Annotated in this window: 22 protein-coding genes and 1 pseudogene; 9 read left to right on the plus strand and 14 right to left on the minus strand. The window is 71.7% G+C overall.

What is annotated here, in order from left to right; translation table 11 throughout:
* The first annotated feature begins 233 nt into the window (after positions 1 to 233).
* Positions 234 to 1,034 (plus strand): sensor histidine kinase, encoded by an 801-nt coding sequence (locus R9Z33_RS02670; RefSeq protein ID WP_318649764.1) that lies wholly within the window; start codon positions 234 to 236, stop codon positions 1,032 to 1,034.
* A gap of 7 nt (positions 1,035 to 1,041) precedes the next feature.
* On the opposite strand, the gene R9Z33_RS02675 is transcribed toward R9Z33_RS02670, so the two are convergent.
* From R9Z33_RS02675 to purB, 4 genes are all read right to left on the minus strand, one after another.
* Positions 1,042 to 1,332 (minus strand): hypothetical protein, encoded by a 291-nt coding sequence (locus R9Z33_RS02675; protein WP_318649765.1) that lies wholly within the window; start codon positions 1,330 to 1,332, stop codon positions 1,042 to 1,044.
* Positions 1,333 to 1,401: 69 nt separating this feature from the next.
* Complete coding sequence (locus R9Z33_RS02680) at positions 1,402 to 1,692, minus strand: hypothetical protein (protein WP_318649766.1); 291 nt, start codon at positions 1,690 to 1,692, stop codon at positions 1,402 to 1,404.
* 160 nt (positions 1,693 to 1,852) lie between these two features.
* Entirely contained in the window at positions 1,853 to 2,344 is a 492-nt protein-coding gene (locus tag R9Z33_RS02685) for a YaiI/YqxD family protein (protein ID WP_318649767.1), read from the minus strand.
* Positions 2,341 to 3,678 carry an adenylosuccinate lyase gene (gene purB, locus R9Z33_RS02690; RefSeq protein ID WP_318649768.1) on the minus strand — a complete coding sequence of 446 codons (1,338 nt, stop codon included), beginning with the start codon at positions 3,676 to 3,678 and terminating at the stop codon, positions 2,341 to 2,343. Before purB ends, R9Z33_RS02685 begins: the two co-directional genes overlap by 4 nt.
* A gap of 151 nt (positions 3,679 to 3,829) precedes the next feature.
* On the opposite strand from purB, the pseudogene R9Z33_RS02695 reads away from it, so the two are divergent.
* From R9Z33_RS02695 to R9Z33_RS02705, 3 genes and pseudogenes are all read left to right on the plus strand, one after another.
* Positions 3,830 to 4,441, plus strand: a pseudogene (locus tag R9Z33_RS02695) (TerC family protein); the annotation flags it as partial.
* Positions 4,442 to 4,821: 380 nt separating this feature from the next.
* The gene (locus R9Z33_RS02700) at positions 4,822 to 5,436 is read left to right on the plus strand and encodes a hypothetical protein (protein ID WP_318649769.1); all 615 of its coding nucleotides are present in this window, start codon (positions 4,822 to 4,824) and stop codon (positions 5,434 to 5,436) included.
* Between the two features lie 127 nt (positions 5,437 to 5,563).
* Entirely contained in the window at positions 5,564 to 6,007 is a 444-nt protein-coding gene (locus R9Z33_RS02705; RefSeq protein ID WP_318649770.1) for a hypothetical protein, read from the plus strand.
* A gap of 12 nt (positions 6,008 to 6,019) precedes the next feature.
* Here the strand turns inward: R9Z33_RS02705 and R9Z33_RS02710 are convergent, their stop codons facing one another.
* Positions 6,020 to 6,946, minus strand: coding sequence for a hypothetical protein (locus tag R9Z33_RS02710; protein WP_318649771.1), 927 nt, complete (start codon positions 6,944 to 6,946; stop codon positions 6,020 to 6,022).
* A gap of 61 nt (positions 6,947 to 7,007) precedes the next feature.
* Between R9Z33_RS02710 and R9Z33_RS02715 the strand changes: the two genes are divergently transcribed.
* Complete coding sequence (locus tag R9Z33_RS02715; RefSeq protein ID WP_318649772.1) at positions 7,008 to 9,227, plus strand: ATP-dependent helicase; 2,220 nt, start codon at positions 7,008 to 7,010, stop codon at positions 9,225 to 9,227.
* 63 nt (positions 9,228 to 9,290) lie between these two features.
* Here R9Z33_RS02715 and R9Z33_RS02720 read toward each other — a convergent pair whose 3' ends face one another.
* The gene (locus R9Z33_RS02720) at positions 9,291 to 11,090 is read right to left on the minus strand and encodes an amidohydrolase (protein WP_318649773.1); all 1,800 of its coding nucleotides are present in this window, start codon (positions 11,088 to 11,090) and stop codon (positions 9,291 to 9,293) included.
* A 318-nt stretch (positions 11,091 to 11,408) separates the two neighbouring features.
* Between R9Z33_RS02720 and R9Z33_RS02725 the strand changes: the two genes are divergently transcribed.
* Entirely contained in the window at positions 11,409 to 12,293 is an 885-nt protein-coding gene (locus tag R9Z33_RS02725) for a 50S ribosomal protein L11 methyltransferase (RefSeq protein ID WP_318649774.1), read from the plus strand.
* 17 nt (positions 12,294 to 12,310) lie between these two features.
* Positions 12,311 to 12,793, plus strand: a complete 483-nt coding sequence (locus R9Z33_RS02730; RefSeq protein WP_318649775.1) for a PaaI family thioesterase — start codon at positions 12,311 to 12,313, stop codon at positions 12,791 to 12,793.
* 10 nt (positions 12,794 to 12,803) lie between these two features.
* Here R9Z33_RS02730 and R9Z33_RS02735 read toward each other — a convergent pair whose 3' ends face one another.
* From R9Z33_RS02735 to R9Z33_RS02745, 3 genes are all read right to left on the minus strand, one after another.
* Complete coding sequence (locus R9Z33_RS02735; RefSeq protein WP_318649776.1) at positions 12,804 to 13,712, minus strand: acetamidase/formamidase family protein; 909 nt, start codon at positions 13,710 to 13,712, stop codon at positions 12,804 to 12,806.
* A gap of 64 nt (positions 13,713 to 13,776) precedes the next feature.
* On the minus strand, positions 13,777 to 14,082 hold the full coding sequence (locus R9Z33_RS02740; protein WP_318649777.1) for a P-II family nitrogen regulator: 306 nt from the start codon (positions 14,080 to 14,082) through the stop codon (positions 13,777 to 13,779).
* Positions 14,079 to 15,044 carry a sodium-dependent bicarbonate transport family permease gene (locus tag R9Z33_RS02745; RefSeq protein WP_318649778.1) on the minus strand — a complete coding sequence of 322 codons (966 nt, stop codon included), beginning with the start codon at positions 15,042 to 15,044 and terminating at the stop codon, positions 14,079 to 14,081. Before R9Z33_RS02745 ends, R9Z33_RS02740 begins: the two co-directional genes overlap by 4 nt.
* A 169-nt stretch (positions 15,045 to 15,213) precedes the next feature.
* On the opposite strand from R9Z33_RS02745, the gene R9Z33_RS02750 reads away from it, so the two are divergent.
* The gene (locus tag R9Z33_RS02750) at positions 15,214 to 15,591 is read left to right on the plus strand and encodes a hypothetical protein (RefSeq protein WP_318649779.1); all 378 of its coding nucleotides are present in this window, start codon (positions 15,214 to 15,216) and stop codon (positions 15,589 to 15,591) included.
* A gap of 35 nt (positions 15,592 to 15,626) precedes the next feature.
* Here the strand turns inward: R9Z33_RS02750 and fahA are convergent, their stop codons facing one another.
* The 3 genes from fahA to R9Z33_RS02765 all read right to left on the minus strand — a co-directional run bounded on the left by fahA (position 15,627) and on the right by R9Z33_RS02765 (position 20,329).
* Complete coding sequence (fahA, locus tag R9Z33_RS02755; protein WP_318649780.1) at positions 15,627 to 16,877, minus strand: fumarylacetoacetase; 1,251 nt, start codon at positions 16,875 to 16,877, stop codon at positions 15,627 to 15,629.
* An 81-nt stretch (positions 16,878 to 16,958) separates the two neighbouring features.
* Positions 16,959 to 19,094 carry an ATP-binding protein gene (locus R9Z33_RS02760; RefSeq protein ID WP_318649781.1) on the minus strand — a complete coding sequence of 712 codons (2,136 nt, stop codon included), beginning with the start codon at positions 19,092 to 19,094 and terminating at the stop codon, positions 16,959 to 16,961.
* Complete coding sequence (locus R9Z33_RS02765; protein ID WP_318649782.1) at positions 19,091 to 20,329, minus strand: response regulator; 1,239 nt, start codon at positions 20,327 to 20,329, stop codon at positions 19,091 to 19,093. The genes R9Z33_RS02760 and R9Z33_RS02765 overlap by 4 nt, the downstream gene beginning before the upstream one ends.
* A 226-nt stretch (positions 20,330 to 20,555) precedes the next feature.
* Here R9Z33_RS02765 and R9Z33_RS02770 point away from each other — a divergent pair, with 226 nt between their 5' ends.
* Positions 20,556 to 22,589, plus strand: a complete 2,034-nt coding sequence (locus R9Z33_RS02770) for a sensor histidine kinase (RefSeq protein ID WP_318649783.1) — start codon at positions 20,556 to 20,558, stop codon at positions 22,587 to 22,589.
* 138 nt (positions 22,590 to 22,727) lie between these two features.
* On the opposite strand, the gene hmgA is transcribed toward R9Z33_RS02770, so the two are convergent.
* Together hmgA and R9Z33_RS02780 are read right to left on the minus strand one after the other, a co-directional pair.
* A complete protein-coding gene (gene hmgA, locus R9Z33_RS02775; protein WP_318649784.1) occupies positions 22,728 to 24,029 on the minus strand; it encodes a homogentisate 1,2-dioxygenase in 1,302 nt (433 codons plus the stop codon).
* A gap of 4 nt (positions 24,030 to 24,033) precedes the next feature.
* Positions 24,034 to 24,768, minus strand: coding sequence for a DsbA family protein (locus tag R9Z33_RS02780; RefSeq protein ID WP_318649785.1), 735 nt, complete (start codon positions 24,766 to 24,768; stop codon positions 24,034 to 24,036).
* Positions 24,769 to 24,822: the final 54 nt, after the last annotated feature.

Genomic DNA, 24,822 nt, shown 5'->3' on the forward strand with positions numbered 1-24,822 from the left:
GCGGATTCTGCACGAATTACTGAGGCTGCAATGCCGCGAATCGGGCCAAATGCCCGATTCGCGGCATTTGTGTTTGGGGCGCCCGGCCGCGGGGCCGCGCCTTGAGACGTCGGGAAATCGTTGTCTTTCCGTATCATAAAGGCCGATCGGGCAAGTCGGGCTTGGTTTTCGGGATTCGTCCCAGGGCCGTTTTAACCGGCTGTTAACCGAATCGGGCGAGAATCACTCGCATGATGACCGACGCCCTCCCCGATGCCCTCCCCGCCGCCCTGGCCGTCCTCGCCGCCGCCGGCGGGCTTGCCGCCATTGCCGGTCTCGGCCGCGCGTCGCGCCTCGCGGCGGAGCTGACCACCCTGCGCGGCCTGGCCGAGGGCCGGCGCCGCAGCTTCGGCCTGCTCGCGCGGGACATGAACAGCCTGGGCCTGGCCCTGCTGGGCCGCGCCCAGCTCCTGGCCACGCAGTCCGGGGGAGAGGAAGCCGGCCGCGCCTTCGAGGGGGAGGCGCGGCACCTTCTCGCCCTGGCCGATGCCGCCGCCGAGGAAGCGGGCGGCGCCGTGCCCGCGCGCGGCCTGCAGGAGGAGCGCTTCCCGCTCGCGCCCATCCTGCGCGAGGCGGTGGCCATCGCCAGCGCGCAGCTTGGCCCCGGCAAGCGGCATTGGCGCATCGCGCCGGCCATCGAGAACCTGGCCGTGACGGCCGACCGGCGTGCCCTGCGCGGTGCCCTGGTTCAGGTGCTGGGCCGCGCCGCCCGCGCCACGGCCGAGGCCGATGTGATCGAGATCCGCGCGGATCTGAGGCCGCATGCCGCCTCGATCATCATCGAGGATGAGGGGGTGGGCCTCGCCATCGAGGATCTGGCGCCCATCGCCCATGATGGCGGGGCCGACCGCTCCCGGGGCCTGGGCTTCGGGCTCTCCCTGGCGCGCTCGCTGCTGCGGGCCCATGGCGGGGAGCTGGTGATCGAGGCCGCGCCGGGGATCGGGGCGCGCGCCTTCCTCTCGCTGCCGCCGGAGCGGATGGCGGCGGTCGCCTGAACCCGGCCTACCAGTGGCGGCGGGGGCCGCCGCGCCAGGGCCGGCCGTAATAGTGCCGGGGCGGCCCGTAATAGACCGGCGGCGCGTAGAAGCGCGGCGGCGGCGGGGGCACGAAGACCACGGGCGGCGGCACGAAGAGCGGCCGCGGCGGCGCGTAATAGACCGGCGGGGGCGGGACGTAGCGATAGGCCGGCGGGCCGAAGCCCGGCTTGTCCCAGTATTGCGCCTGGGCGCCCCCCGGCTGCAGCAGGCCCAGGGCCAGGGCGCCGGCGATGATCAGGCTGTGGAACGGTCGCATCGGAGAAGCCTCCTTCACTCGTCACAGGGAACACGGCCAGCATGGCCGAAGCGTGGCGCGATCATGGCGTCAGCCGCCGCGCCAGCCCCGGTAGGGGCCGCCGCGATAGGGCCCGCCATAATAGCGCGGCGGCCCATAGAAGCGGGGCGGCGGCGCGTAGTAGCGCGGGGGCGGCGCGTAGAAGCGCGGCGGCGGGGGGGCGTAGTAGCGCGGCACGGGCGCGTAGTAGCGGGGCGCCGGCGCGACATAGGCCGGGCCGACATAGCCGCCGCCATAGACCGGCCCGCCGACATAGCCCGGGGCACAGGCCGTGAGCGACGCCAGGGCGCCCAGGATCACACCTGGCTTCAGCCATCGCATGGCATGTTCCTCCCGCGTGGCCGGCAAGGCGGTGGCCACGGCCAAGACATGGTGGGGCGACCGATCCTGCCAACGCGCCTTGCGGCGTCCGGTTGCGGCCAGGGGGGATGACGCGCCCCGCTCATGGCGGAAGCAAGGCGAAACCGGGGTGATTTGAGGCTCAGAACCCGCCGGGCGGCACGCGCAGGCTGGGCGGGGCCGGGCGCATCGCCGCGCGCAGCAGCGTGTCCAGCTCCGAGAGGAAGCGCGAGCGATCGGCCGGCGTCATGCCCGAGGGCCCGCCGGTGCGCGCGCCGGTGGAGCGCAGATGCTCCGCCACCGCGCGGCCGGCCAGCGCATTGCCGATATTCTCCAGCGTCCAGCGGTGGCCCTTGGCGTTCAGCGCGCGCGCGCCCTTCTCCAGGCAGCGCGCGGCGAGCGGGATGTCCTGCGTCACGCAGACATCGGCCGCCGTGATGCGATCGGCGATCCAGTCATCCGCCACATCCGCGCCTTCGGTGACGATCACGCGATGGATCAGCGGGCTCTCGGGCAGCAGGATGCCGCGCGCGCCGTTGGAGACGACATGGGTGTGCAGCTGCAGCCGCGCGGCGACCCGGAACGCCTCCTCGCGCACCGGGCAGGCATCGGCGTCGAGGTAGAGCGCCGTCACGCGGTTCCGAACACACGGGCGAAGATCGTCTCGACGTGGCGGAAATCGAGCTGCGGATCCATCACGCGCGAGAGCGTGGCCGCATCCATCACCGCCGCCACCTCGGGCCGCGCCAGCAGGTTCTCGGCGAAGCTCTTCACATCGGGCTGGCCGAGCTTCAGCCAGGTCGCCATCGCGGCCTGCTGCACGGCGGCGTAGCTGTCCTCGCGCGAGAGGCCGGCCTGCGTCAGCGCCAGCAGCACCTTCTGGCTGTGCACCACGCCGCCCAGGCCTTCCAGGTTCTCCGTCATCCGCACGGGATAGACGGTCAGCTTCTCCATCATGCCGGCGAGGCGCATCAGCGCGAAATCGAGCGCGATGGTGGCGTCCGGCCCGATCACGCGCTCCACGCTGGAATGGCTGATGTCACGCTCATGCCAGAGCGTGATGTTCTCGAGCGCCGGCATGGCATAGCCGCGGACGAGGCGCGCGAGGCCCGTAATGTTCTCGCTCAGCACCGGGTTGCGCTTGTGCGGCATGGAGCTGCTGCCCTTCTGCCCGGCGTGGAAGAACTCCTCCGCCTCGCGCACCTCGGAGCGCTGCAGGTGGCGCACTTCCGTCGCCAGCCGCTCGATCGCGCCCGCCACCACGGCGAGCGTCGCGAAGAAGGCCGCGTGGCGGTCGCGCGGGATGACCTGGGTGCTCACCGGCTCGATGGCGAGGCCGAGCGACTTCGCCACATGCGCCTCGACGCGCGGGTCCACGCTGGCGAAGGTGCCGACGGGGCCGGAGATGGCGCAGGTGGCGACCTCGGCGCGGGCGGCGATCAGCCGCTCCCGGTTGCGGGCGAATTCGCAGTAATGCCCGGCGAGCTTCAGGCCGAAGCTGGTGGGCTCGGCATGGATGCCGTGGCTGCGGCCGATGGTGGGGGTGAACTTGTGCTCCATCGCGCGCGCGCGCAGCGCCGCCATGACGGCCTCGACATCCGCGATGAGCAGATCCGCCGCGCGCGTCATCTGCACGGCGAGGCAGGTGTCGAGCACGTCGCTGCTCGTCAGGCCCTGGTGCATGTAGCGCGCATCCTCGCCGATGCCCTCGCCGAGCCAGGTGAGGAAGGCGATCACGTCATGCCGCGTGACGCGCTCGATCTCGTCGATGCGCTCGACATCGGCGGGGCCCATCGCGGCCACGCGCGGCGCGCCGCCCTGGCGGATGGAGATGGCGGCGCTGGCGGGGATGGTGCCGATCTCGGCCATCGCCTCGGCGGCCAGCGCCTCGATCTCGAACCAGATGCGGTACCGCGTCTCGGGCGACCAGATCTCGGCCATGGCAGGGCGGGAATAACGGGGGACCATCGCAGCCTCTCAACAACGCGGGATGGTGTTTGCCGCCTGCGGCAAATCCCGACAAGCGGGCTTGGCGCGCGCCGCGTCCTCTGCCAAACAAATGCGACTTCTTTGAACATTCCCCTGGATTACAATCCGTTTATTTTTGAAGGACGCTACGATGCCCGAATGGTTCGTACCGCTCATGCAGGTTTTGATGATCGATATTGTCCTGGCGGGGGACAATGCGATCGTCGTGGGCATGGCGGCGGCCGGCCTGCCGCCCGAGCAGCGCCGCAAGGCCATCTTCTGGGGTATCATCGCGGCGACGCTGATGCGCATCGGCTTCGCCAGCATCACCGTCCAGCTTCTCTCGATCGTCGGCATCACGCTGGCGGGCGGCGTCCTCCTGCTCTGGGTCTGCTGGAAGATGTATCGCGAGCTGCGCGAGGGCGGCGGCCATTCGCCCGAGGGTGAGATGGACTCCGAGACCACCAACCCGGATGGCACGCCGCGCAAGACCATGCGCCAGGCCATCACGCAGATCCTGGTCGCCGACGTCTCGATGAGCCTCGACAACGTGCTGGCGGTGGCCGGCGCGGCGAAGGACCATCCCTATGTGCTGATCGTCGGCCTCGCCATCTCGGTCGTGCTGATGGGCGTGGCCGCGACCTTCATCGCGAACCTGCTGAACAAGCATCGCTGGATCGCCTGGGTCGGCCTCTTCATCATCCTTTATGTCGCGGGTGACATGATCTGGTCGGGCACGAATGAGGTCGCGGGCGTCGTTCCCGGCTCCTATGCCTTCCTCATGCTGCCGCTCGGCTACCTGGCCCTGCCGGGCGTCTTCCCGGCCTGGCTCTGGGCCGGTGCCACGCTGTTGCAGGTGGCGGTGCTGGCCGCCGTCGCGGCCCTGATCGGCGAGGCGGTGCTGCGCGCCCGCCGCCGTGGCGACGGGCGGTCCGAGGCGGGATCATCCGGGGGTCATTGACCCCCGTCTGACGGCCCTTTCACAGCTTTGCAAAGACAGGTTCGGCGGGAGCGGGTAGCTTGCCCGCCGAATCTCTTTGGGAAAGGCAGCATGACGACAATCGCCACCACATCCGCCAGGGCCAACCGGGCCGGCGCCGCGAGCTTCACCAGGCTGCCCCGGCCCGCCAAGGTCATTTGAGGATGCGTGACATTTCGACAGCAGCGCCGGCCCGCCGGCTGCGCCTGGCCGCCGGCCTGATGATCCCGCTGCTCGCCGCCTGCGCGAGCGAGGGCGGCGATGCGCCGGCCACGGCGCCGGTTCCCGTCGTCTCGGCGCCGCAGCGCCTGGCGGAGCGGCTGCCGGCCCAGGCGGCCAGCTTCCAGCGCGGCACCACGGCCTCGATCGACCAGCCGCTGCCGGGCGTGGAAGTGCCCTATTCCACGCAGGGGCGGACGGCGGCGGGCTTCGTGCAGGTGTTGCGGCCGCCCTCCGTCGCCCCGCCGGACGGGCCGGGCAGCCTGGTCGTGCAGGAAGAATACCAGCGTGTCGTGGCGGCCGCGCAGCGTGGCTCGGGCCCGCATCGCCGGCTGCGCCTGGTGCAGGAGAGCGACCAGCCGCCGGGCGCGCCGTTGTTCCGCTGCGCCGACCTCGAGGGCGCCTATGGCCGCACCGCCGTGACCAGCACCACCTGCGTGGGTGCGGCGGGCGGGCAATTGCTGCGCCTGCGCGTCTCCATGCCGCGGCGTGACCCGCCGGCGGCCGATCCGCGCGCCTTCATCCGCGACATCGCCGAGGCGCTGCGCCGAGGGGGGTGATGGCGGCGCCTGATCGGCGCCCCCGATGTCCCGCATCGAAACCGCCGACTGGCGGCGGGGCCCGTTTCGCGGATGATCTCTCCAGGGGGGCAGCGTGCTCCCCCAGCCGATCCGGAGACATCATCCCATGCCCAGCCCCCGCACCCTTCTCGCCGCCACCGCCGGCCTCGCGCTGGCCGGCCTGCTCCCGATGCAGGAGGCCGCTGCCCAGGTGGCGCGCTACTGCGGCAACACGGTGAATGCCGTCGCCTTCTACACGAACATCAACTCGGATGGCCGTGGCTCGACCGCGGTGCATTTCGTGCAGCTGCAGAACATGGGCCCGGCCCGGCACATCCGCATCGCCTTCTTCAGCAGCGAGCCGGGGCTGACGCGCGGCGGCGGCAATTATCCGGTCCATCCGGGTGTCGCGCCCGCCTCGACCGGCGACATCGCCATTGCCAACCAGGGCTTCATCACGGTGCAACTGGCGACGCAGCGCCTCAACAACCCCGCGGGCACCGGCGCCATCCCGGCCACGGACCCGCAGACGGGCCTGCCGCACTTCACCATGGTGACCTGCACGCCCTGAGCGGGGCGCGCCCTACCAGCTCCTGATCCGCTCATAGAGCGGCTTCAGGAGAAAGGGGCTCAGGAACAGCGGGAACTGGCAGAGCACGCAGAAGAGCAGGATGCCGGGATCTGTGTTGGCCGGCAGCACCGCCAGATACAGCGCCATGTTGCGGTTGCCGGCGAGCAGCCCGGCGGAGAGGGCGAGCTTCTGCCCGAAGGCGGTGAAGGCCAGCGCCGTCACCGCATTCATCGCCAGCATGCCGCCGAAGGCCATGGCGACGCCGGTGAGGATGAAGCCGGGCTCGCGCAGCAATTGGGCCAGCACGCCATCCATCACGCCGAAGCCGTAGAACACCACCATCAGCACCACCGCGCCGTCCACCGCGCGGCCCCAATGGTCGAGCCTGGCTGGCGCCACCACGCGGCGGATCACCATGGAGATCAGCAGCGGCAGCAGCACGACGAGGCCGAGGCGCAGCATCAGCCCCGTCATCGAGATGGCGAGGTCGATGCCCAGCAGGCCGAGGGCCAGCGGCGGCGCCGTCAGCGGGATCAGCAGGATGGAAAGCACCGCGACGACGAAGGCGATCTCGCCATCCAGCCCCACCATCCTGGCAAAGGCCGGAGAGGAGGTGGCGGCGCAGCCCGTCGCCACGATGACGAGGCCATTGGCCAGCGGCCCCTGGATGCCGAGCGCGACGAGCAGCGCCCAGACCAGCAGCGGTGTCGCGATCAGCAGCCAGACGAGCAGGGCGGCCACCAGCAGCGGGCGGCGCAGATAGGCGATGACCTGCACGGGGTCCACCCGCAGCAGCACCAGCACCATCAGGATGAAGACCACGGGCGTGATCACGTCGCGGAAGAGGGCGGCGAGCGGCGGGAGGAACAGGCCCGCGAAGATGCTGCCGGCCAGCAGCGCCGCGCCATGCAGGGCGGACCATTCCAGGAAGCGGCGCATGAGGTCCAAGGGAAGCAGGCCGTGGTTGGTGGCGTTCGCCGGATGTTCTATAGCCCTTGGCGTGTCCGCACCATCCTCCCCAGGGGCTGCCCCTCCCCCCGAATACCTCGCCCGGCTGAACCCGGAGCAGCGCGCCGCCGTGGAAACGCTGGATGGTCCGCTGCTCGTGCTGGCCGGTGCCGGCACCGGCAAGACGCGCGTGCTCACCACGCGATTCGCGCATCTGCTGATGACCGGCCGCGCCCAGCCGCACCAGGTGCTGGCCGTGACCTTCACCAACAAGGCGGCGCGCGAGATGCGCGAGCGGCTGGGCGCCATCCTGAACCGGCCGGTCGAGGGGCTCTGGCTCGGCACCTTCCACGCGCTCGCCGCGCGCATGCTGCGCCGGCATGCGGAGCTGGTGGGCCTCACCTCCAGCTTCACCATCCTCGACACGGATGACCAGACGCGCCTGCTCAAGCAGGTGATGGAAGCGGAAGGCGTGGACCTGAAGCGCTGGCCGCCCAATGGGCTGATGGGGATCATCCAGCGCTGGAAGGATCGCGGCCTCACGCCCGACCGCATCCCGGCGGCCGAGACCTCCGACTACGCGAACAACCGGGCGGAGAAGCTCTACGCCGCCTACCAGGCGCGGCTCATCGCGCTGAACGCCTGCGATTTCGGCGACCTGCTGCTGCACATCACGGAGATCCTGCGCACCAACACCGAGGTGCTGGCGAGCTACCACCGCCTGTTCCGCTACATCCTGGTGGATGAGTACCAGGACACGAACCTCGTCCAGTATCTCTGGCTCAGGCTGCTCGCGCAGGGGCACAAGAACATCTGCTGCGTGGGCGATGATGACCAGTCCATCTATTCCTGGCGCGGCGCCGAGATCGAGAACATCCTGCGCTTCGAGCGCGATTTCCCGGGGGCGCAGGTGGTGCGCCTCGAAAGCAACTACCGCTCCACGCGCCCCATCCTTGCCGCCGCCGCCGGGCTGATCGCGCGCAATGAGGGCCGCCTGGGCAAGACCTTGCGCCCGGGCCGCGCCGATGCCTCGGGCGAGCGCGTGCGCGTCGTCTCGCTCTGGGACAGCGAGGAGGAGGCGCGCATGGTAGGTGCGCGCATCGAGGAGGCGCGGCGGGATGGTGTCAGCCTCGGCGAGATCGCCATCCTGGTGCGCGCCGGCTTCCAGACCCGCGCCTTCGAGGAGCGGCTGATCACGCTCGCCATTCCCTATCGCGTCTTCGGCGGCGCCAAGTTCTATGAGCGGGCCGAGATCCGCGACGCCATCGCCTATTTCCGCGCGATGTCGCAGCCGGCCGATGACCTGGCTTTCGAGCGCATCGTGAACACGCCCAAGCGCGGCCTGGGCGACACCGCCATGGCCGCGATGCACAAGCTGGCGCGCGAGCAGCAGATGCCGCTGCGCGTGGCGGCCGAGCGCCTCTGCCAGACCGACGCGCTGCGCCCGCGCCCGCGTGCGGCGCTGCGCGAATTGCTGGAGAATCTCTCGCGCTGGAATGCCGGCCTCGAGAAGGAGGGGCACGTCGTCATCGCCGCCCAGGTGCTGGAGGAGAGCGGCTATATCGACATGTGGAAGGCCGACCGCAGCATCGAATCCGCCGGGCGCCTGGACAACCTGAAGGAGCTGGTGCGCGCGATGGGCGATTTCGCGACACTTGGCGCCTTCCTGGAGCACATCGCCCTCGTCATGGAGAATGACGACAATTCGGAGGGCGAGAAGGTCAGCCTGATGACGCTGCACGCGGCCAAGGGGCTTGAGTTCGACATGGTCTTCCTGCCGGGCTGGGAGGAGGGGCTGTTTCCCTCGCAGCGCAGCCTGGACGAGGGCGGCGCCAAGTCGCTCGAGGAGGAGCGGCGCCTCGCCTATGTCGGCATCACGCGGGCGCGCAGGCATTGCGTGATCAGCCATGCGGCCAACCGGCGCATCTATGGCAACTGGGTCAGCTCCATCCCCTCGCGCTTCCTGGATGAGCTGCCCGAGGGCGAGGTGCTGCGCGAGGGCGGCGTCACGCAACAGCCCCGCATGCCCTCCAGCGTGTTCGCGGCCGGCCTGCCGCTGAGTTCGCAGCGCCGCCCGCGCGTGATCGAGGCCGGCGCCTGGGAGGTGGACCAGCGGCCGGAGCGCGAGAAGGCCTTCGCGCGCGGCACCCGCGTCTTCCACCAGAAATTCGGCTATGGCCGCGTGCTGGCCGTGGATGACGACAAGCTGGAGATCGAGTTCGAGAAGGCGGGCGTGAAGCGGGTGCTGGACCGCTTCGTGGAGCCCGCCTGAGGTTTGCTGCGCGAATGATCCACCGGTTCGGCGATGCCGCCCCGGCGGATCATGCGCGGGGCGTCACCCGAACTTCTTTTGGCCCGCCACCCACGTCTCGCTCACCTTGATGGCGGCGATCTTGGTCGGGTCCACTGTCAGCGGGTTCTCCTCCAGGATGGTGAAGTCCGCCTCCTTGCCGCGCTCCACCGTGCCCAGGCGGTCGGCGAGGCCGAGCTGCCGCGCGGCATCCACCGTGACGGACTCCAGCGCGCGCCGCACGGTCACGGCCTGGTCGGCGCCGATGACGGAATTGTCCACCTGGCAGATGCGCGTGACCGCCGTCTGCACGAGGCGCAGCGTGCCGAGCGGCGAGCAGGGGCTGTCGGTGTGCAGCGTGAAGCGCACGCCCTCCTTCGCGCAGGCGCCGGCCGGGTCGGTGAAGGCGGCGCGCGTGGGGCCGAAGATCTGGTCCCGGTAGGCGGCCCCATAGAGCGTGACATGGTTCATCAGGAAGCTCGGCTCGATGTTGAGCCGCTTCATCCGCACGATCTGGTCCTGCCGCAGCATGGTGGCGTGCTCGATGCGGTTGATGCCGAAGGCGGTGGAATTGCCGTAGGCGGCCTCGATCGCGTCGAGCGAGAAATCGATCGTCTTGTCGCCGTTGCAATGGATCAGCACCGGCATGCCGGCGGCCTTCACCGCGGCCACCATCTGCTTCATCTGGTCGGCGTTGAAGTTGGGCTGGCCCATGTCGGTCCCGCCCAGATAGGGCTGCGTCTGGCCGCCGGTACGCGTCTGGTTCGAGCCGTCGCCCACGATCTTCACGCCGTAGAGCATGAGCAGCGAATTGGGCAGCTGCGCCGCGCGCGGGCCGAGGCCGAGACTGCGATAGGGCGCGAAGCCCGCCATGTCCTCGTACATCAGGCTCGCGCTGAGGCGCAGCGGCGCCGTCGCCGCGATCTGGCTGAAGCCCTCGATCCATTCGGACTTCATCGTGCCCGGCTCGTGCAGCAGCGTGTTGCCGGTGGCGGCGGCGGCCTGCATGTAGCGGTTGATCGCCTGGGTCGCGAGCTGCGGCGTGATGCGCGGCAGGCCGACCGAGACCACCTTCAGCATCGCGCTCATCTCGAAGACGCGGCCGTCCAGCCTGCCGTCCGGCCCGCGCCCGAAATGGCCGCCGCCGGGCAGCGCGCCGATATCCTCCGGGATGTTCGCGGCGCGCAAGGCGGCGCTGTTCACCGCCGCGTCATGGCCGTTCGTGTACCAGACGAAGATCGGCCGCGTGGTCGAGATGCCGTCCAGCTCGGTGCGCGAGAGGTCGCCGCCCTGCAGCAGGTTGTCGAAGTTCGACACCATCACCCACTGGCCTTCCGGCGTATTGGCGACGAGCTGGCGGAGATTGGCGAGCAGGTCCGCGCGGGTGCGGTTCTTCAGGTAGCCGATGTCGGTCAGCAGCTCGAGGTAGAGCGAGGAGAGGGCCGTGTGGTTGTGCGGGTCGATCAGGCCGGGCAGCAGCGTGCGGCCCTGCAGGTTCACGATCCGCGTGTCGCGCGTGGCGAGCGCCATGACATCGGCCGCCGCGCCGACGGCGGTGATCCGCCCTCCGGTGACGGCGATGGCCTCGGCCATGGTGTCCCCGGCCATGGTGACGATGTTGCCGCCGCGGAAGATGGTCTCGGGGCCGGTGGGGGCGGGCGCATTGGCGGGCGTATTGGCCCAGGGCACGGTCTGCGCCTGGCCGGCCAGCGGGGCGGCGGCGGCCGATACCGCGACGGCCATGAAGCCGCGGCGGGTGGGCGGCTTGAACAATCCGGCGAGCCCGCCGGGCTGGCTGAAGAGCGAGGGATGGGCGATCAGCGGGCTGACGCAGGCGCGGCACATGGCGTTGGCTTTCCTTCGGCCGGATTGGCGGAGATCTGGGCGCTCCGCTCGACCATCACGCTAGATGTCGTCGCATGCGCCGCGCAACACGCGCTTGCGGGCGGCGAGATGGGGCGTACATGACGAATCGTTCAGAAAATCCCCGCAAAAGCGCCAAGACCGCGTGAAACGGGAGGTCTTCCGCCGCGGAAAACATGGCCTGCGCGTCAGTCCCCGACAAAACTCCACAATTCGCGCGGCATGGGAAGGCGCGGTTTGGGTCTGGCCGCGAATGGGTGTAGCGAGGGCGCTTCTTTCTGCCCGCCGCCCGGAATCCCCATGAAGAAACAGCCCGCGCCGCTCGAAACCCTGGTGCTGGACCAGCTGCCCGATGAGGCGATGCCGGCCTATGAGGCCGCGCTGCTCTCGGTCAGCGCCACCGTCGCGCTGTTCCTGGACGAGGAGACGGGGAATTGGCGCATCGAGGCGGTGCGCGAGGCGCAGGCCGACGCGGACGCGCTGCAGGCGGCGCTCGCGCTGGCCGCCGGGCTGACGGGGCATGAGGCGCCGCTGACCCGCCACGCCACGGAATCCGAGGGCTGGCTGGCCCGCACGGTGGAAGCCTTCCCCGAGCAGGAGATCGGCCGCCGCTTCCTGATCCGCCCCACCCATGTGGCGCCGCGCCCGACCTATGGCCGCATCGCGCTGACGCTGGATGCGGGCCTCGCCTTCGGCTCGGGCGAGCATGCCTCCACGCAAGGCTGCCTGATGGCGCTGGAGCGGCTGCCGAAGCGCCTGCCGCGCGTGCTGGATGTGGGCACGGGCAGCGGCATCCTCGCCATGGGTGCGGCCAAGCTCTGGCATGTGAAGGCGCTGGCGAGCGACCTCGACCCCTGGTCGGTCCGGGTCACGCGGGAGAATGCGGCGATGAACGGGCTCGCGCCGCGGCTGCGCGCCGTGCTGGCCACCGGCTACGCGCATAACGCCATCACGCGCGGCGCGCCCTATGACCTGATCTTCGCGAACATCCTGGCGCGGCCGCTCTGCGCCATGGCGAAGGACCTCGCGGCGCATCTGCGCCCCGGCGGGCGGGCCATCCTGGCCGGGCTGCTGGGCAAGCAGGTGCGGATGGTGCTGGCCGCGCATCGCAGGGCCGGGCTGGTGCTGGAGCGTCGCATCAGCCTCGACCCCTGGGCGACGCTGGTGCTGCGGAAGCCCGGTTGAGACGAGAGGACACGCACATGCCCACCCGCAGCCACACCGTCACCTGGGAAAGCCTGGACGGTCCCTCGCCCTATGCCGGGCTGCCCGGGCTGGAGGCGATGCAGCGCTCCATCGCGGATGGGGTGCAGCGCAGCCCGATGTTCGCGCTGATGGGCATCCGCCTGGTCCGCGCCGAGGAAGGTCTCGCCGTGATGGAGGGCGAGATCGGCGAGCAGTTCTACAACGGCATCGGCATCGCCCATGGCGGCTATGCGGCCACCATCCTGGATGCCGCGCTGTGGAACGCGGTGCGCACGGTGATGGAGGCGGGCCGCGCGCACACCACCCTGGATCTCAAGGTGAACTATGCCCGGCCGCTGACGGTCGCCTCGGGCCGCGTCTCCTGCGAGGGGCGCGTCGTGCATCGCGGCGGCCGCACCGCCATCGCGGAAGCGCGGCTGACCGGCGAGGGGGGCGCGAAGCTCTACGCCCATGGCACCTCGACGCTGATGATCCTCTAGAGAGGACGCCTCACGCTTTCGTGAGCCATTTCTTCGCCACCCGGCATGCCACCGTATAGGCCGGGTTGAACACGTTGCCGACGTCGTAGCGCACCACCATGCCCATCAGGTGGCTCGCGGCGCGCGCATCCAGGCCGTAATCCTCGCCCAGCCAGCGCTGCATCTCCGTCGTCGCGTGCTGCAGCGCCTGGTCCAGCGGGCGGGCATTGCCGATGGTGATGATCTCCTCGGCCGTCTCGGCGCGCGGCCAGGTGATGCGGCGCTTCAGCACGGACAACCGCACCTCCATCTCGAAGGAGGTCTCGATGCCCGTTCCGGTGATTTCGCCATCGCCCTGCGCGGCATGGCCATCGCCCAGGTAGAACAGCGCGCCGGGCACCGAGACGGGGAACCAGGCCGTCGTGCCGGGCGCGAAGCGGCGGTAATCCATGTTGCCGCCATGCGCGCCGCTGGTGGCGGTCGAGATCGCCTCGCCACCCGCCGGCGCCACGCCGAAGCAGCCGATCATGGGCGCGAGCGGCGGCGTAAAGCCGGCCAGAGCGGCGGGCGCGTCCCGCAGCCGCACCGTGCCCTCATTCGCGTTGATCTCCCAGATGGCGCGCTCCTGCTTCGGGCGGTCCAGGATGGCGGCGGGGTCGAGCACGGTCAGCGCCAGCGGCGAATAGGTCCAGCCCGTCCGGCGATTGGGCGTGAGGCGGATGATCTCGACGGCGAGCGTGTCGCCCGGTTCGGCGCCCTCGACGAAGAAGGGGCCGGTCATCGGGTTCGGGCGGGCGGCCACCGCCACCTCGTTGGCATCGAGGCCGGAGGCGTCCACCGTCTCGGCCACCAGCGTGTCGCCATCGGCGATGCGCAGGCAGGGTTCCGCCGTGCCGAGCGTGTTGTGGTAGCGGGTCGGGCGGAAGATGTGGCGGGCCATGGTGTCCTCGGGCGATGTGCGCGGCCGAGGCTAGGGCATGTGCGGCCCGGCGGGAACTTGCGCCTCAGAAATGCTCGGCGCGCAGCACCTGGCAATCGGTGATGTTCACGATGGCGGGGCGGGCCCCCAGCAATTCCTCGCGCGCCTCGATCACGCGCTCGGCCACGGTGGCGCCGCAGATGCAGATGATGACCACATTGTCGAGCACGCCCGAAAGGTCGCCGCCGCGGCGCACGCCCTGGCGGCCGCGCCCGGCCAGGACGGGAAGCTGCGTCCAGCCGGTGGCGCCCAGCCGGTCCAGCAGGTCCGTCACCTCGGCGGCGCGGACGGCCTCCACCACGATTTCGATGCGCTTGCGCTGATGCGTCATGTTCCCACCCCGGCGAGGCGAATCCACAGGGGAATGCCCACCAGGATATTGAAGGGGAAGGAGATGGCGACGGAAAGGGTGACGTAGATGCCCGCATCCGCGCGCGGCAGGGCAAGGCGCATGGCGGCGGGGACGGCGATGTAGCTGGCCGAGCCGGCGAGCACGGCGAAGAGCGCCACGCCGCCCGTCGAAAGCCCGATGAACTGGCCCGTCACCAGCCCCGCCGCGCCCCCGATCAGCGGCATGAGGATGCCGAAGCCGATCAGCGCCACCGGCAGCCCCTTGCCGCCGGCGCGCAGCTGCCGCACCGCCATCAGCCCCATCTCGAGCAGGAAGAGGCAGAGCGCGCCGGGAAACAGCGCCTCGGTGAAGGGGGCGAGCTGGCGGCGGCCCGGTTCGCCCGCGAGATAGCCGATCAGGAAGCTGCCCATGAGCAGCACCACGGGGCCGTTCAGCAGCACCTCGCGCGCCAGCTTGCGGGCGTTGAGCTTCGGCGCATCGCCGCCACCGCCCAGGCGGGCCAGCAGCAGCGCCGTCAGGATGGCGGGCGTCTCCATCACCGCCAGGACCGCCGGCATGAACCCCTCCTGCGGGACGCCCAGCGTCACCAGCGTGCCCGAGGCGGCGGCGAAGGTGACCACGCTGACCGAGCCGTAATGGCCCGAGACGGCGGCCGCCGTCTCACGGTCCAGCTTGGTGCCCAGGCGCAGCAGCAGGAAGGCGGGCAGCGGCAGCAGGAAGGAGAGCAGGATGCCGGCGGTGAGCGCGGCCCAGAGCCCCTCGGAGGCGCCGGGCATGGCCAGCGCCGCGCCCCCCTTCAGCCCGATCGCGACCATCAGGTAGAGCGAAAGGCTGCGCGCCAGCGCCTCGGGCACGGACAGCTCGGCGCGCACGGCCCCGGCCCCGAAGCCGAGGGCGAAGAACATGACGGGGGGCGGGATCAGGGAGAGGAAGCTCGACACGCGCTGCGTCTAGAACAGGACGCGCCGGGGTGGAAACTCTGGCGCGATGATTTCTTGCATTTCGTTCACGTTGGTGCATATCGCCCTGGATCGTAACGGTTGACCGGGAGGCGGGGCGCGGCGGAGCATGTGCCGGGCCCGCGGGTCCGCCATGACACCGGAGGAAACCATGCCCGATGCGGGCCTCTCGCTCTCGCCCGACGCCATGCGCAGCCGCGCGCTGGAGACGCTCGCCTCCCTGGTGGGGGGCACCTTCTGGGAGAAGATGCGGATCGAGGCCGCGGCGCGGATCATCGTGACCGCCCGGCGCGTGGCGCTGCTGGCCGAGGAGGGCCTGCTGGCCGGGCAGACCCCGGCGGGCGTGATCCACCCCACCGCCGCCCGCTGGGACGCGGCGGCGATGACCGCCAATGAGTTCGCCGAGACGCTGGAGACCGCCGAGATCGTCGCCATCCTGGAGGAGGCGCCGGGCTGGTCGGAAGCGGTCTGGGCGCAGCAGACCCAGCTTTCCGAGCCGGAGAAGGCGCGGCTGCTGCAGCGCGTCTAGGCGGTGCTCCGCCGGGGTGGCGTGACCGCGGCGCCTCAGCCCGCCGGCAGCACCCGCCCGCGGCATTCGCCGAAGCCGATGGTGACGAAGCCCGCGCGCCGGGCGGTGGCGCGCAGGATCACCTCGTCGCCATCCTCCAGGAAGCGGCGCTCCTCGCCCGAGGCGAGTTTCAGCGGCTCGCGCCCGCCCTGCGTCGCCTCCAGCAGGCTCGCATAGCCGTCCCGCTCCGGGCCCGAGATGGTGCCCGAGCCGAAGAGATCGCCCGGGTTCAGGTTGCAGCCATTGGAGCTGTGATGCGCCACCATCTGCGCGGCGGTCCAGTACATGTGGCGCGCATTGCTGTCGGCGATGCGGTGCGGCGGCAGGCCTTGGGCCGCGAGGCCGGGCGTGACCAGCCAGGCCTCCAGCGCCAGGTCCAGGCCGCCCGCCGCCGCATCCGCCGCGTCCCGCAGATAGGGCAGGGGGGCGGGGTCGCCTGCGGGCCGCGCGGGCGGCGCGATGCGGAAGGGTTCCAGCGCCTCGGGCGAGATGATCCAGGGGCTGATGCTGGTGGCGAAGCTCTTGCCGAGGAAGGGGCCGAGCGGCTGGTACTCCCAGGCCTGGATGTCGCGCGCCGACCAGTCGTTCAGCAGGCAGAAGCCGGCGATGTGTTGGGCCGCCTCGCGGATCGGGATGGGCGCGCCCTGCGCGTTGCCGGGACCGATCCAGATGCCGAGCTCGAGCTCGTAGTCCAGCCGCTCGCAGGGGCCGAAGGCCGGGCCCTCCGGCCGTGGCAATTGCCCGGCGGGCCGGCGGAAGGCCGTGCCCGAGGCGATGATGGAGGAGGCGCGGCCGTGATAGCCGATGGGCACATGCTTGTAGTTGGGCAGTAGCGGATTGTCCGGCCGGAACAGCTTGCCCACCGCCGTCGCGTGGTGGATGCCCACGTAGAAATCCGTGTAGTCGCCGATGCGGGCGGGCACGTGCAGCGTGCAGGCGGCGGCCGGGTGCAGGCGGAGGGCGAGGCGCGATTGCGCCGCACTCCCCTCGGCCAGCTCCTCCGAGAGGCGGGCGCGCAGCGCGCGGCGCCACGGCGCCCCCTGGGCCAGCAGCGCGTTCAGCGTGCCGTCGGGCAGCGCCTCCTCCAGCTCCAGGATGGCGTCGCCGATGGCGACCCCGGCGCGCGGTGCGCCCCCGCCCGGCGGGGTGAAGAGGCCAAGCGGCAGGTTCTGGATCGGGAAATCGGGGTGGCCATTGGCCGAGGGGACCCAGCTCCGGCGGGCGGGGTCATGGGTGGCATCGGGCATGGGCGTCTCCTCCGGCAGCGGCGCGAGCTTGCTCGGCTTCGCGGCAAAGGCCAATGGCGCCGGCGGGCGTCGCGTGCGGGCCTAGCCGGTGGGCGTGGCGACCGCCGGGGCCGCGGGCGCGCCTTGCGCCGCGCCTTCGGCTTGGGCCACGGGCAGGCGGATTTCGGCCTCCGCGCCGCCCTCGGGGTGGTTGCGCAGCGTGATGCTGCCGCCGAAGCCGGTCACCGTCCCATGCGCGATGGAAAGGCCGAGGCCGGTCCCCTTGCCGACCGGCTTGGTGGTGAAGAAGGGCTCGAAGCTGCGCTCCAGCGCCTCCCGCGGGAGGCCGGTGCCGTGGTCGCGCAGGCGCAGGACGACCGAGGCGCCATCCTCCGTCGTGGCGGCGGTGATGCGGACCACGCGCTCGGCCTCCGGCACCTCCTCCATGGCGTCGCGCGCGTTGACCAGGAGGTTGACCAGCACCTGTTCCAGCGCGACCAGGCTGCCCCGCACCGCGGGCAGGCCAGGTGGCAGCGCCGCTTCGACCGTGACGCCCGCGGCCGCCATGGTGCCGCCCGCGATGGTGCGCGCCCCGGCCAGGGCTTCCGCCCAGTCCACCGCCGTCTCGCCGCCATGGTCCACCCGGGCGAAGAGGCGGAAATGGTCGATCACGCTGCGCATCCGCAACGTCTGCCGGGCGATCTCGTCCAGCCGCTGCCGGGCGGTGGCGAGGCGATCGGGGCCGCCCATCTCCAGCTCCAGCGACGCCAGGTCGGCGGCGAGGGTGATGGCGGCACAGGGCTGGTTCAGCTCATGCGCGACGCCGGCCGCCATCTCGCCCAAGGTCGCCAGCCGCGCGGCGGAGAGCGCCTGCGCCTTGAGGTTGCGCTCGGCCGTGATGTCGGTGATCAGCCCCACCACCTCGACGCGGCCATCGGGCAGCGTGCTGATGACCCGGCAGTCATCGCGCACCCAGATCGGGCCCGCGGCGCCCTTGATGCTGTATTCCATGGTGCCGTGCCCCGCCTGCCGGACGTCCTGGAAGAAGCCGCGGCGCAGCCCGCGGAACTCCGCCTCGATGATGGCGTTGTAGGAGCCCGCGGGGGCGAAGCGCTCGAGCGGCCAGCCGGTGATGCGCGCGATGGCGGGCGAGAGGTGCAGGCGCGTCAGCTCTCCCTCGGTCGAGATATGGCTGCGATAGGCGGCCCCCGGCAGGCCGTTCAGCAGGCGGCTGATCTCGGCGCGCGAGGCCTCCACCGCCGCCATCGTCTCGCGGGCGGCGCGGCGGGCGCGCAGTTCGATCAGCAGCAGGCCGCCGATCGCCACGGCGGCGAGCGCCACCACCAGAAGGACGTAGAGATCCTGCGCGTGGCGGGCCGAATCCTGCATCGCCGATTCGGAATCGATCGCGAAGGTGACGGCGAGCGGCCAGCCGGCGATCTGCCGCCAGGCGAGGAAGATGGGCCGGCCGGAGATCGGCCCCTCGGTAATCTTCTGCCCGACCGGCTCTTCCTGGATGCGCGGCAGGTCGGGCCCCGCGCGCAGCACGCCCAGCATATCGGCCGTCTGCTGGCTGCGCGCCAGCACGATGCCGTCCCGGCGCAGCAGGTTCACGGTGACGCCGGCGGCGAATTGCAGCTCCCCCATGCTGGCCGAGAGCAGCAGCGGGTCCACCGAGACCACGGCCACGCCCATGAAGCCGCCATCGGCATCGCGGATCCCGCTGGTGATGTTGAGGCTCCAGCGTCCCGAGGCGCGGCCGATGAGCGGCACGCTGACGAAGGCGCCGTGCCAGCCATCCGCATGGACGCGGAAATGCTCGCGGTCGGCCAGGTCCACGCCCACGAAGCCCGGTGCGGTGGACCAGGTGAGGTATCCCTCCCGGTCGATCAGCGCGACCTGCAGGATGCCGAAGCGCTCCTGCGTCGCGACATCGCGCAGCAGGCCCTCGATCACGCGCCGCTCCGGTGCGCCCGGCTCGGCGTAGCTGAGGGCGAGCGAGGCGGCGAGGCTCTGCATGGAGCTCACCGCCTCCAACGTCTGGCGCAGGCCATGCGTGGCGGCCTGGGCGCCGACGGCGACGAGGCGGAGATTCTCGGCCTCGGCCCCATGCTGCAGCCGCATCGCCTCGCTGCGCACCAGCAGGAATCCGCCGGCGCCCAGCATCAGCAGCACGCCCAACAGGACCGCATAGGCCCCGCCGCGCAGCCGGCGCCCGTTGGCGCGGGCCTCCGTCACAGCCTCAATGCGAGCCGGATCGCCATGCAGCCCGGGCCGCCATTCCAGGAGGTGAGCTGCCCGCCATGCTGCTCGGCGATGCGGCGTGCGATGGCGAAGTGCAGCGATTCCTGCGTGCGGCCATGGGCGGTGCCGCTGGCCGGCAGGGCGAGGCCCGGGGGCGGCGCCTCCAGCCCATCGGCCGGGCCGGCGAGCAGCGTCACCAGCGCCCAGGCGGCGCCGCCCTCCTCATGGCGCTCCAGCATGGCCAGCACGTCGCCGCCCTCGGTGCACCAGTCCACCGCCGCGTTCACGCATTGCTCGACGGCGCGGCGCAGGCGGGAGGGGATGCCCTGGGGCGCCAGCTCGGGCAGGCTGGGCGTCGTGCCGAGGCGCAGCCGCTTGGCCTCCGCCACCGGGCGCGCGGCCGCCACCGCGGCGCGCAGCGCGGCGGCCATGGGCACCGGGGCCGGCGCCTCGCCGGCCGCCGGGCGCTCGATGCGGTGCAGTTCCTCGACCAGTTCCACCGCCTGGACCACGCGCTGCACGCCGCCGCGCAGCAGGTCATGATATTCGGCTTCATGGCTGCGGGAGAGGCCGCCATGCGCCAGCAGCTCGGCCCCGCCGGAAATGGCGATGAGCGGCGTGCGGAGCGCGTGCGAAATGGCGGCCATGTCGCGCTCGATGGCGGCGGTGGCGGCGGGGGGGGCGGATTGGGCGGAGAGCCGCTCGCCCAGGGCGCGCATCTGGTCCTGCAGGGCGGCGCGCTCCTGCTCCATGCGGGCCATGCGGTCGGAGGCGGCGGCGCGCTCGGTCGCTTCCTGGCGGTTGGTGACGACGCGCGCCATCGCCTTGGTCACGGCCTGCGCCGCCTCGGCCAGGCGGAAGGGCTTGCGGAGGAAATCGGCCACGCCGGTGCGGACGGCGGCCGTCGCGTCCTCGATCGTCGCGTGGCCGGTGATCATGATGACCTCGACCGCCGCGCTGGCCGGGCGCTGGGCGAGGATCTTCTGCGCGAGGCCGAGGCCATCCCCGCCCGGCATGCGGATGTCGGTCACCACCACGCCGATCCCGGGGTCCGCGTCCAGCTGGGCGAGCGCGTCGGCCGCGCTGTGGACGAAGCCGGTGCGCATGCCATGCGCGGCCAGGCCCTGGGCCAGCTGCTCCGCCACCACCGGCTCGTCATCCACGACGAGGACGCCGATCGTCGAACCATCGGCCCAGGTGACGGGGCCCGGGTTGGTGGCGTGCGACATGGGCTCCCCCTCCTGCGGGATGGTTCTGGCGGCCGCGTGGTGCGACCCTCTCGCTCCTGTAACCAATCACAAATGGCCCCCCAAGTCACGCCGGGCCGTGCCAAGCCCGGCCGGCCGGTGCTAAGGTCCGCCAGCCCGCCAGGAATTGTCCGAGCCCGTGCCACTCCGACCGCCCAAGCCGCCAGGCCCCCGCCTTCGCCCCGCCCCCCGGCTGGGCGGGATGGGCATGGCCCTGCTGGCGCTGCTGCCCCTGCTCCTGCTCGCCGGCTTCGCCATCACCGAGGCGGTGCGCGCCTATCGCAAGGCGGAGGAGGTGCGGCTGCGCGACACGGCCGCGCTGGTCGCGGCGGCGGTGGATGCGCGCATGGCCGCCTATTCCGCCGCGATGACCACCCTCTCGCTGGCGCCCTCCCTGCTGCGCGACGACGACCATGCGAGCTTCCACCGCCGTGGCCTGGCGGTGGCCCAGCTGCTGGGCGGCGAAGTGCTGTTGCTCGGCGAACCCCCGGATTTCGAGCTGCACGCCGCGAGCGACGTCCCGCTGACCAGCCCCCTGCCGGTGCATCCCCGGCCGGAGGAGCGCGCGACGCTGCTGCGCGCGGCGGGCCGGGCCGCAGTGGAGCGGCGGCCCGTCATCTCCGATCTCTTCCTCAACTATTCCGGTGAGCAGAGCCTCGCCGTCGTGGCGCCGGTGCTGAGCGGCGATCACCTCGTGTTCCTCGTCGTGTTCCGCTTCCGGCCGGAAAACCTGCTGGCCGCCATCACGCCGCTCGCGCGCGGCGCGGGCGAGTTCGTCGCGGTCACCGACTCCCAGGGCCGCATCCTGATGCACACCCGCGGCGCGGAAGGCCCGCCGCTCGCCACGCCGAGCCCGCCCGAGGTCATCGCCAGCACCGTGGGGCGGCAGAGCGGCGTGACCGTCGGCGCGCGCGTGGATGGCCGGCTGACCACCTTCGCCTATGAGCGCCTGGCCCATGCGCCGGGCTGGATCGTCTTCGTCGGCCGCACGCGGGTGGGCCAGGCGGAGGCGACCAGCACCATGCTCGGTTGGGTGCTGGCCGCGCTGGCCGCGCTCGCCTCGGCGCTCGGCCTGCTTGCCCTCGCGCACCGGCGGGAGGCGCTGCGCCTGGCCCGGCAGGAGGCGGCGGCGCTGCGCGCGGGCCGCGATCAGATCGAGCGGCTGCTGGGCGGGCTGCCGGCGGTGATCTTCCTGCGCGACATCGACCCCGATGGCGGCGTGAGGCTGCTCTACCGCGCGGGCGACATCCCGACCGTGACCGGCTGGCCGGCCGAGACGCTGCGCGACCAGGATGACTGGAGCCCGCTCTACCCGCCCGGCGTCTCCAGCCGGAGCTTCTTCGCCGAGGTGATGCGCGAGGGCAGCGGCACGACGGATTGGCAGATGATCCAGCCCGATGGCAGCCTGCGCGCCATGCGGACCCATGCGCGCCGCCTCACCCACCGGCCCGATGGCGGGGGCGAGATGGTGGGCTATGTGCTGAACGTGGAGGCCGAGCTGCGGGCGGCGGCGCGGGCGGCGGCGGCGGGCCGCCTCTCCTCGCTGGGCGAGATGGCGGCCGGCATCGCGCATGAGCTGAAGCAGCCGCTGCAATCCGTCTCGCTGCTGGCGGAGAACGCGCTGATCTCGGCCGCGCGTGGCGAGGCGGTGACCGAGCGGCTGGACCGCATCATCGAGCAGGTGGCCCACGCCGCCGACATCATCGAGAACCTGCGCCGCTTCGCGCGCGGCACGCCGGAGGGCGAGGCGGCGCGGCCGGTGGACCTCGCCCATGTGGTGCGGCAGACCCTGGCACTGGCCGATGCCGCCCTGCGCGAGGCCTCGGTGCGCGTGGAAGTGGATCTGGGACAGCCGTCGCCGCTGGTGATGGGCCATGCGGTCGGCATCGAGCAGACCCTCCTGAACCTGCTGATCAATGCGCGCGACGCGATGCGCGCGCTGCCGCCGGGCGCGGCGCGCCGCATCCGCATCGGGGCGGAGCGGCTGGAGGATGGCCGCGTGGCGCTCAGCGTGGCCGATACCGGCGGCGGCATCCCGCCCGCGGTCCTGGCGCGCATCTTCGAGCCCTTCGTGACCACCAAGGGGCCGGAGACCGGCACCGGCCTCGGCCTCTCCATCTCGCATGGGCTGATCCGGGCGATGGGCGGCACGATCGAGGCGCGCAACGGGCCGGAGGGCGCGGTCTTCACCGTCACGTTGCCGGCCGCGGCGCAAGCGCTGCGGCCGGTAAAGGTGTTTTAACGCCCTCAGACGCCGGGCGCGGCCTCCGGCCGCTTGGCTTCGCCGCGCCGCGGTCGCGTTGGGCCATACGGGCGGTTGGGCGGCGCCGGCCGCTGTGCGGCCGGATGGATCTGGGAGGTGTGGCCTGATGGGCGCTCCCTAGGGCCGGGATGGGTCGAAGTTGCGGCGCAGGGCGGCGCCGTAATCCGGGTAGTCCTGCTGCAATTGCGCCACGCCGGCCGCGAAGGCCGTGACGCGCTGCGGGAAGCGCGTCTCGAACATGAAGGCCAGCGTGCCGGTCAGCTTGTGCGGCTTCAGATCCACGCGGCTCGCCGCCTCGAAGGCGTCCATGTCGGGGCCGTGCGGCAGCATGGTGTTGTGCAACGAGAAGCCGCCCGGCGCGAAGCCGCCGCCGGTCTTCGCGTCATAGACGCCATAGATCAGCCCCATGAACTCGCTCATCACGTTCATGTGGTACCAGGGCGGGCGGAAGGTGTTCTCGGCCACCATCCAGCGCTCGGGGAAGATCACGAAATCGATGTTCGCCGTGCCCGGCGTCTCGGAGGCGGAGGTCAGCACGGTGAAGATGCTGGGATCCGCATGGTCGAACAGCAGCGGGCCGACCGGCGAGTAGCGGCGCAGATCGTATTTGTAGGGCGCGTAATTGCCGTGCCAGGCGACGACATCGAGCGGCGAATGGCCGATCTCCGCCGCCCAGAGGCCGCCGCCCCATTTCACCATCAGCTTCGTGGCCGCGTCGCGATCCTCATAGGCGGCGACGGGGGTGAGGAAGTCGCGCGGATTGGCCAGGCAATTGGCGCCGATCGGCCCGCGCTCGGGCAGGGTCAGGCCGCCGCCGTAATTCTCGCAGATGTAGCCGCGCGCCGGGCCGTCCGGCAGCTCGGCGCGGAACTTCACGCCGCGCGGGATGACGGCGATCTCGCCCGGCGCCGCGTCGATCACGCCGAATTCGGTGACGAGGCGAAGCGCGCCCTGCTGCGGCACGATCAGCATCTCGCCATCGGCGTTGTAGAAGACCTCATCCGCCATGGAGCGGGTGGCGAGGTAGATGTGCGCGGCCATGCCCGCCATGGACCCGGCATCGCCAGCCGTCGTGATGGTATGGATGCCCTCGATGAAGGAGAGGCTCTCCCCCGGAATCGGCAGCGGGTCCCAGCGCAGCGGCGCGGGGGCCATGGCGACCTCGGCGCAGGGGGCGGTGCGCCAGTGGCGCGTGTCCATCGGCTGGAAGCGGCCCCAGTGGGCCACGGTCGGGCGGATGCGGTAGAGCCAGGAGCGCTCGTTGCTCGCGCGCGGCGCGGTGAAGGGCGAGCCCGAGAGCTGCTCGGCATAGAGGCCATAGGCGCAACGCTGGGGCGAGTTGCGGCCGACCGGCAGGGCGCCGGGCAGCGCCTCCGTCTCGAAGCCGTTGCCGAAGCCGCTCATGTAGCCGGGCGTCATGGGGTCAGCTCCGCTGGGCGGCCGTCAGCCGCTGGAGGGTGGCGAGGTCCACGGCGCCGGGGATGAGCGTGGTGCCGGCGACCAGCGCGGGCGTGCCCTGGATGCCCAGCGCGCGGGCCAGTTCCAGGTTGCGCTCGATGCGCGCCGTGGTGGCGGGGTCTTCCATGTCGCGGCGCAGGCGCGCCCAGTCGAGGCGCAGGCGCTCGGCCTCGCGGCGCAGCACGGGCTCGGTCGGTTCCTCGCGCAGGCGCATCAGCGCGTCATAGAGGGCGCCATACTGGTTCTGCCGCTGCGCCGCGATGAGCGCGCGGGAAGCCAGGACGGAATTGGGGCCGAGGATCGGCAGGTCCTTCATCACCACGCGCACGTCGCGCTCGCGCTGGATCAGCTGCTCCATGGTGGGGTGCAGCTGCTTGCAGTAGCCGCAGCGCGCGTCGAAGAACTCGACGATCGTGACGCGGCCCTGCGGGTTGCCCTTCACCGCGTCATTCGGGTCCCGGAAAAGGGCCTCGGCGCGGCTCGCGATGGCGCGGGTCTGCGCGGCGGCGCGCTCCGTCTCCTCGGCGAGCTCCAGGCTGGAGAGGGCGTCGCGCAGGATGGAGGGGTCCTGGCGGAGCGAATCGCGCAGGATCTGCACCACCTCGGCCCGCTGCTCGGGGGTGAGCCCCTGGGCCATGGCGGTGCCCGGGACCAGGGCTGCGAGCGCCAGCAGGCCGCGCCGCTTCGTTGTCTGTCTCATGCCTTTTACGGCTCCTCTTCCGGGGCATGGTATAGCCGATCCCGGTGGCGCCGT

Origin of the sequence: Sediminicoccus rosea (assembly GCF_033547095.1) — a bacterium.
GTDB lineage: Bacteria > Pseudomonadota > Alphaproteobacteria > Acetobacterales > Acetobacteraceae > Roseococcus > Roseococcus rosea.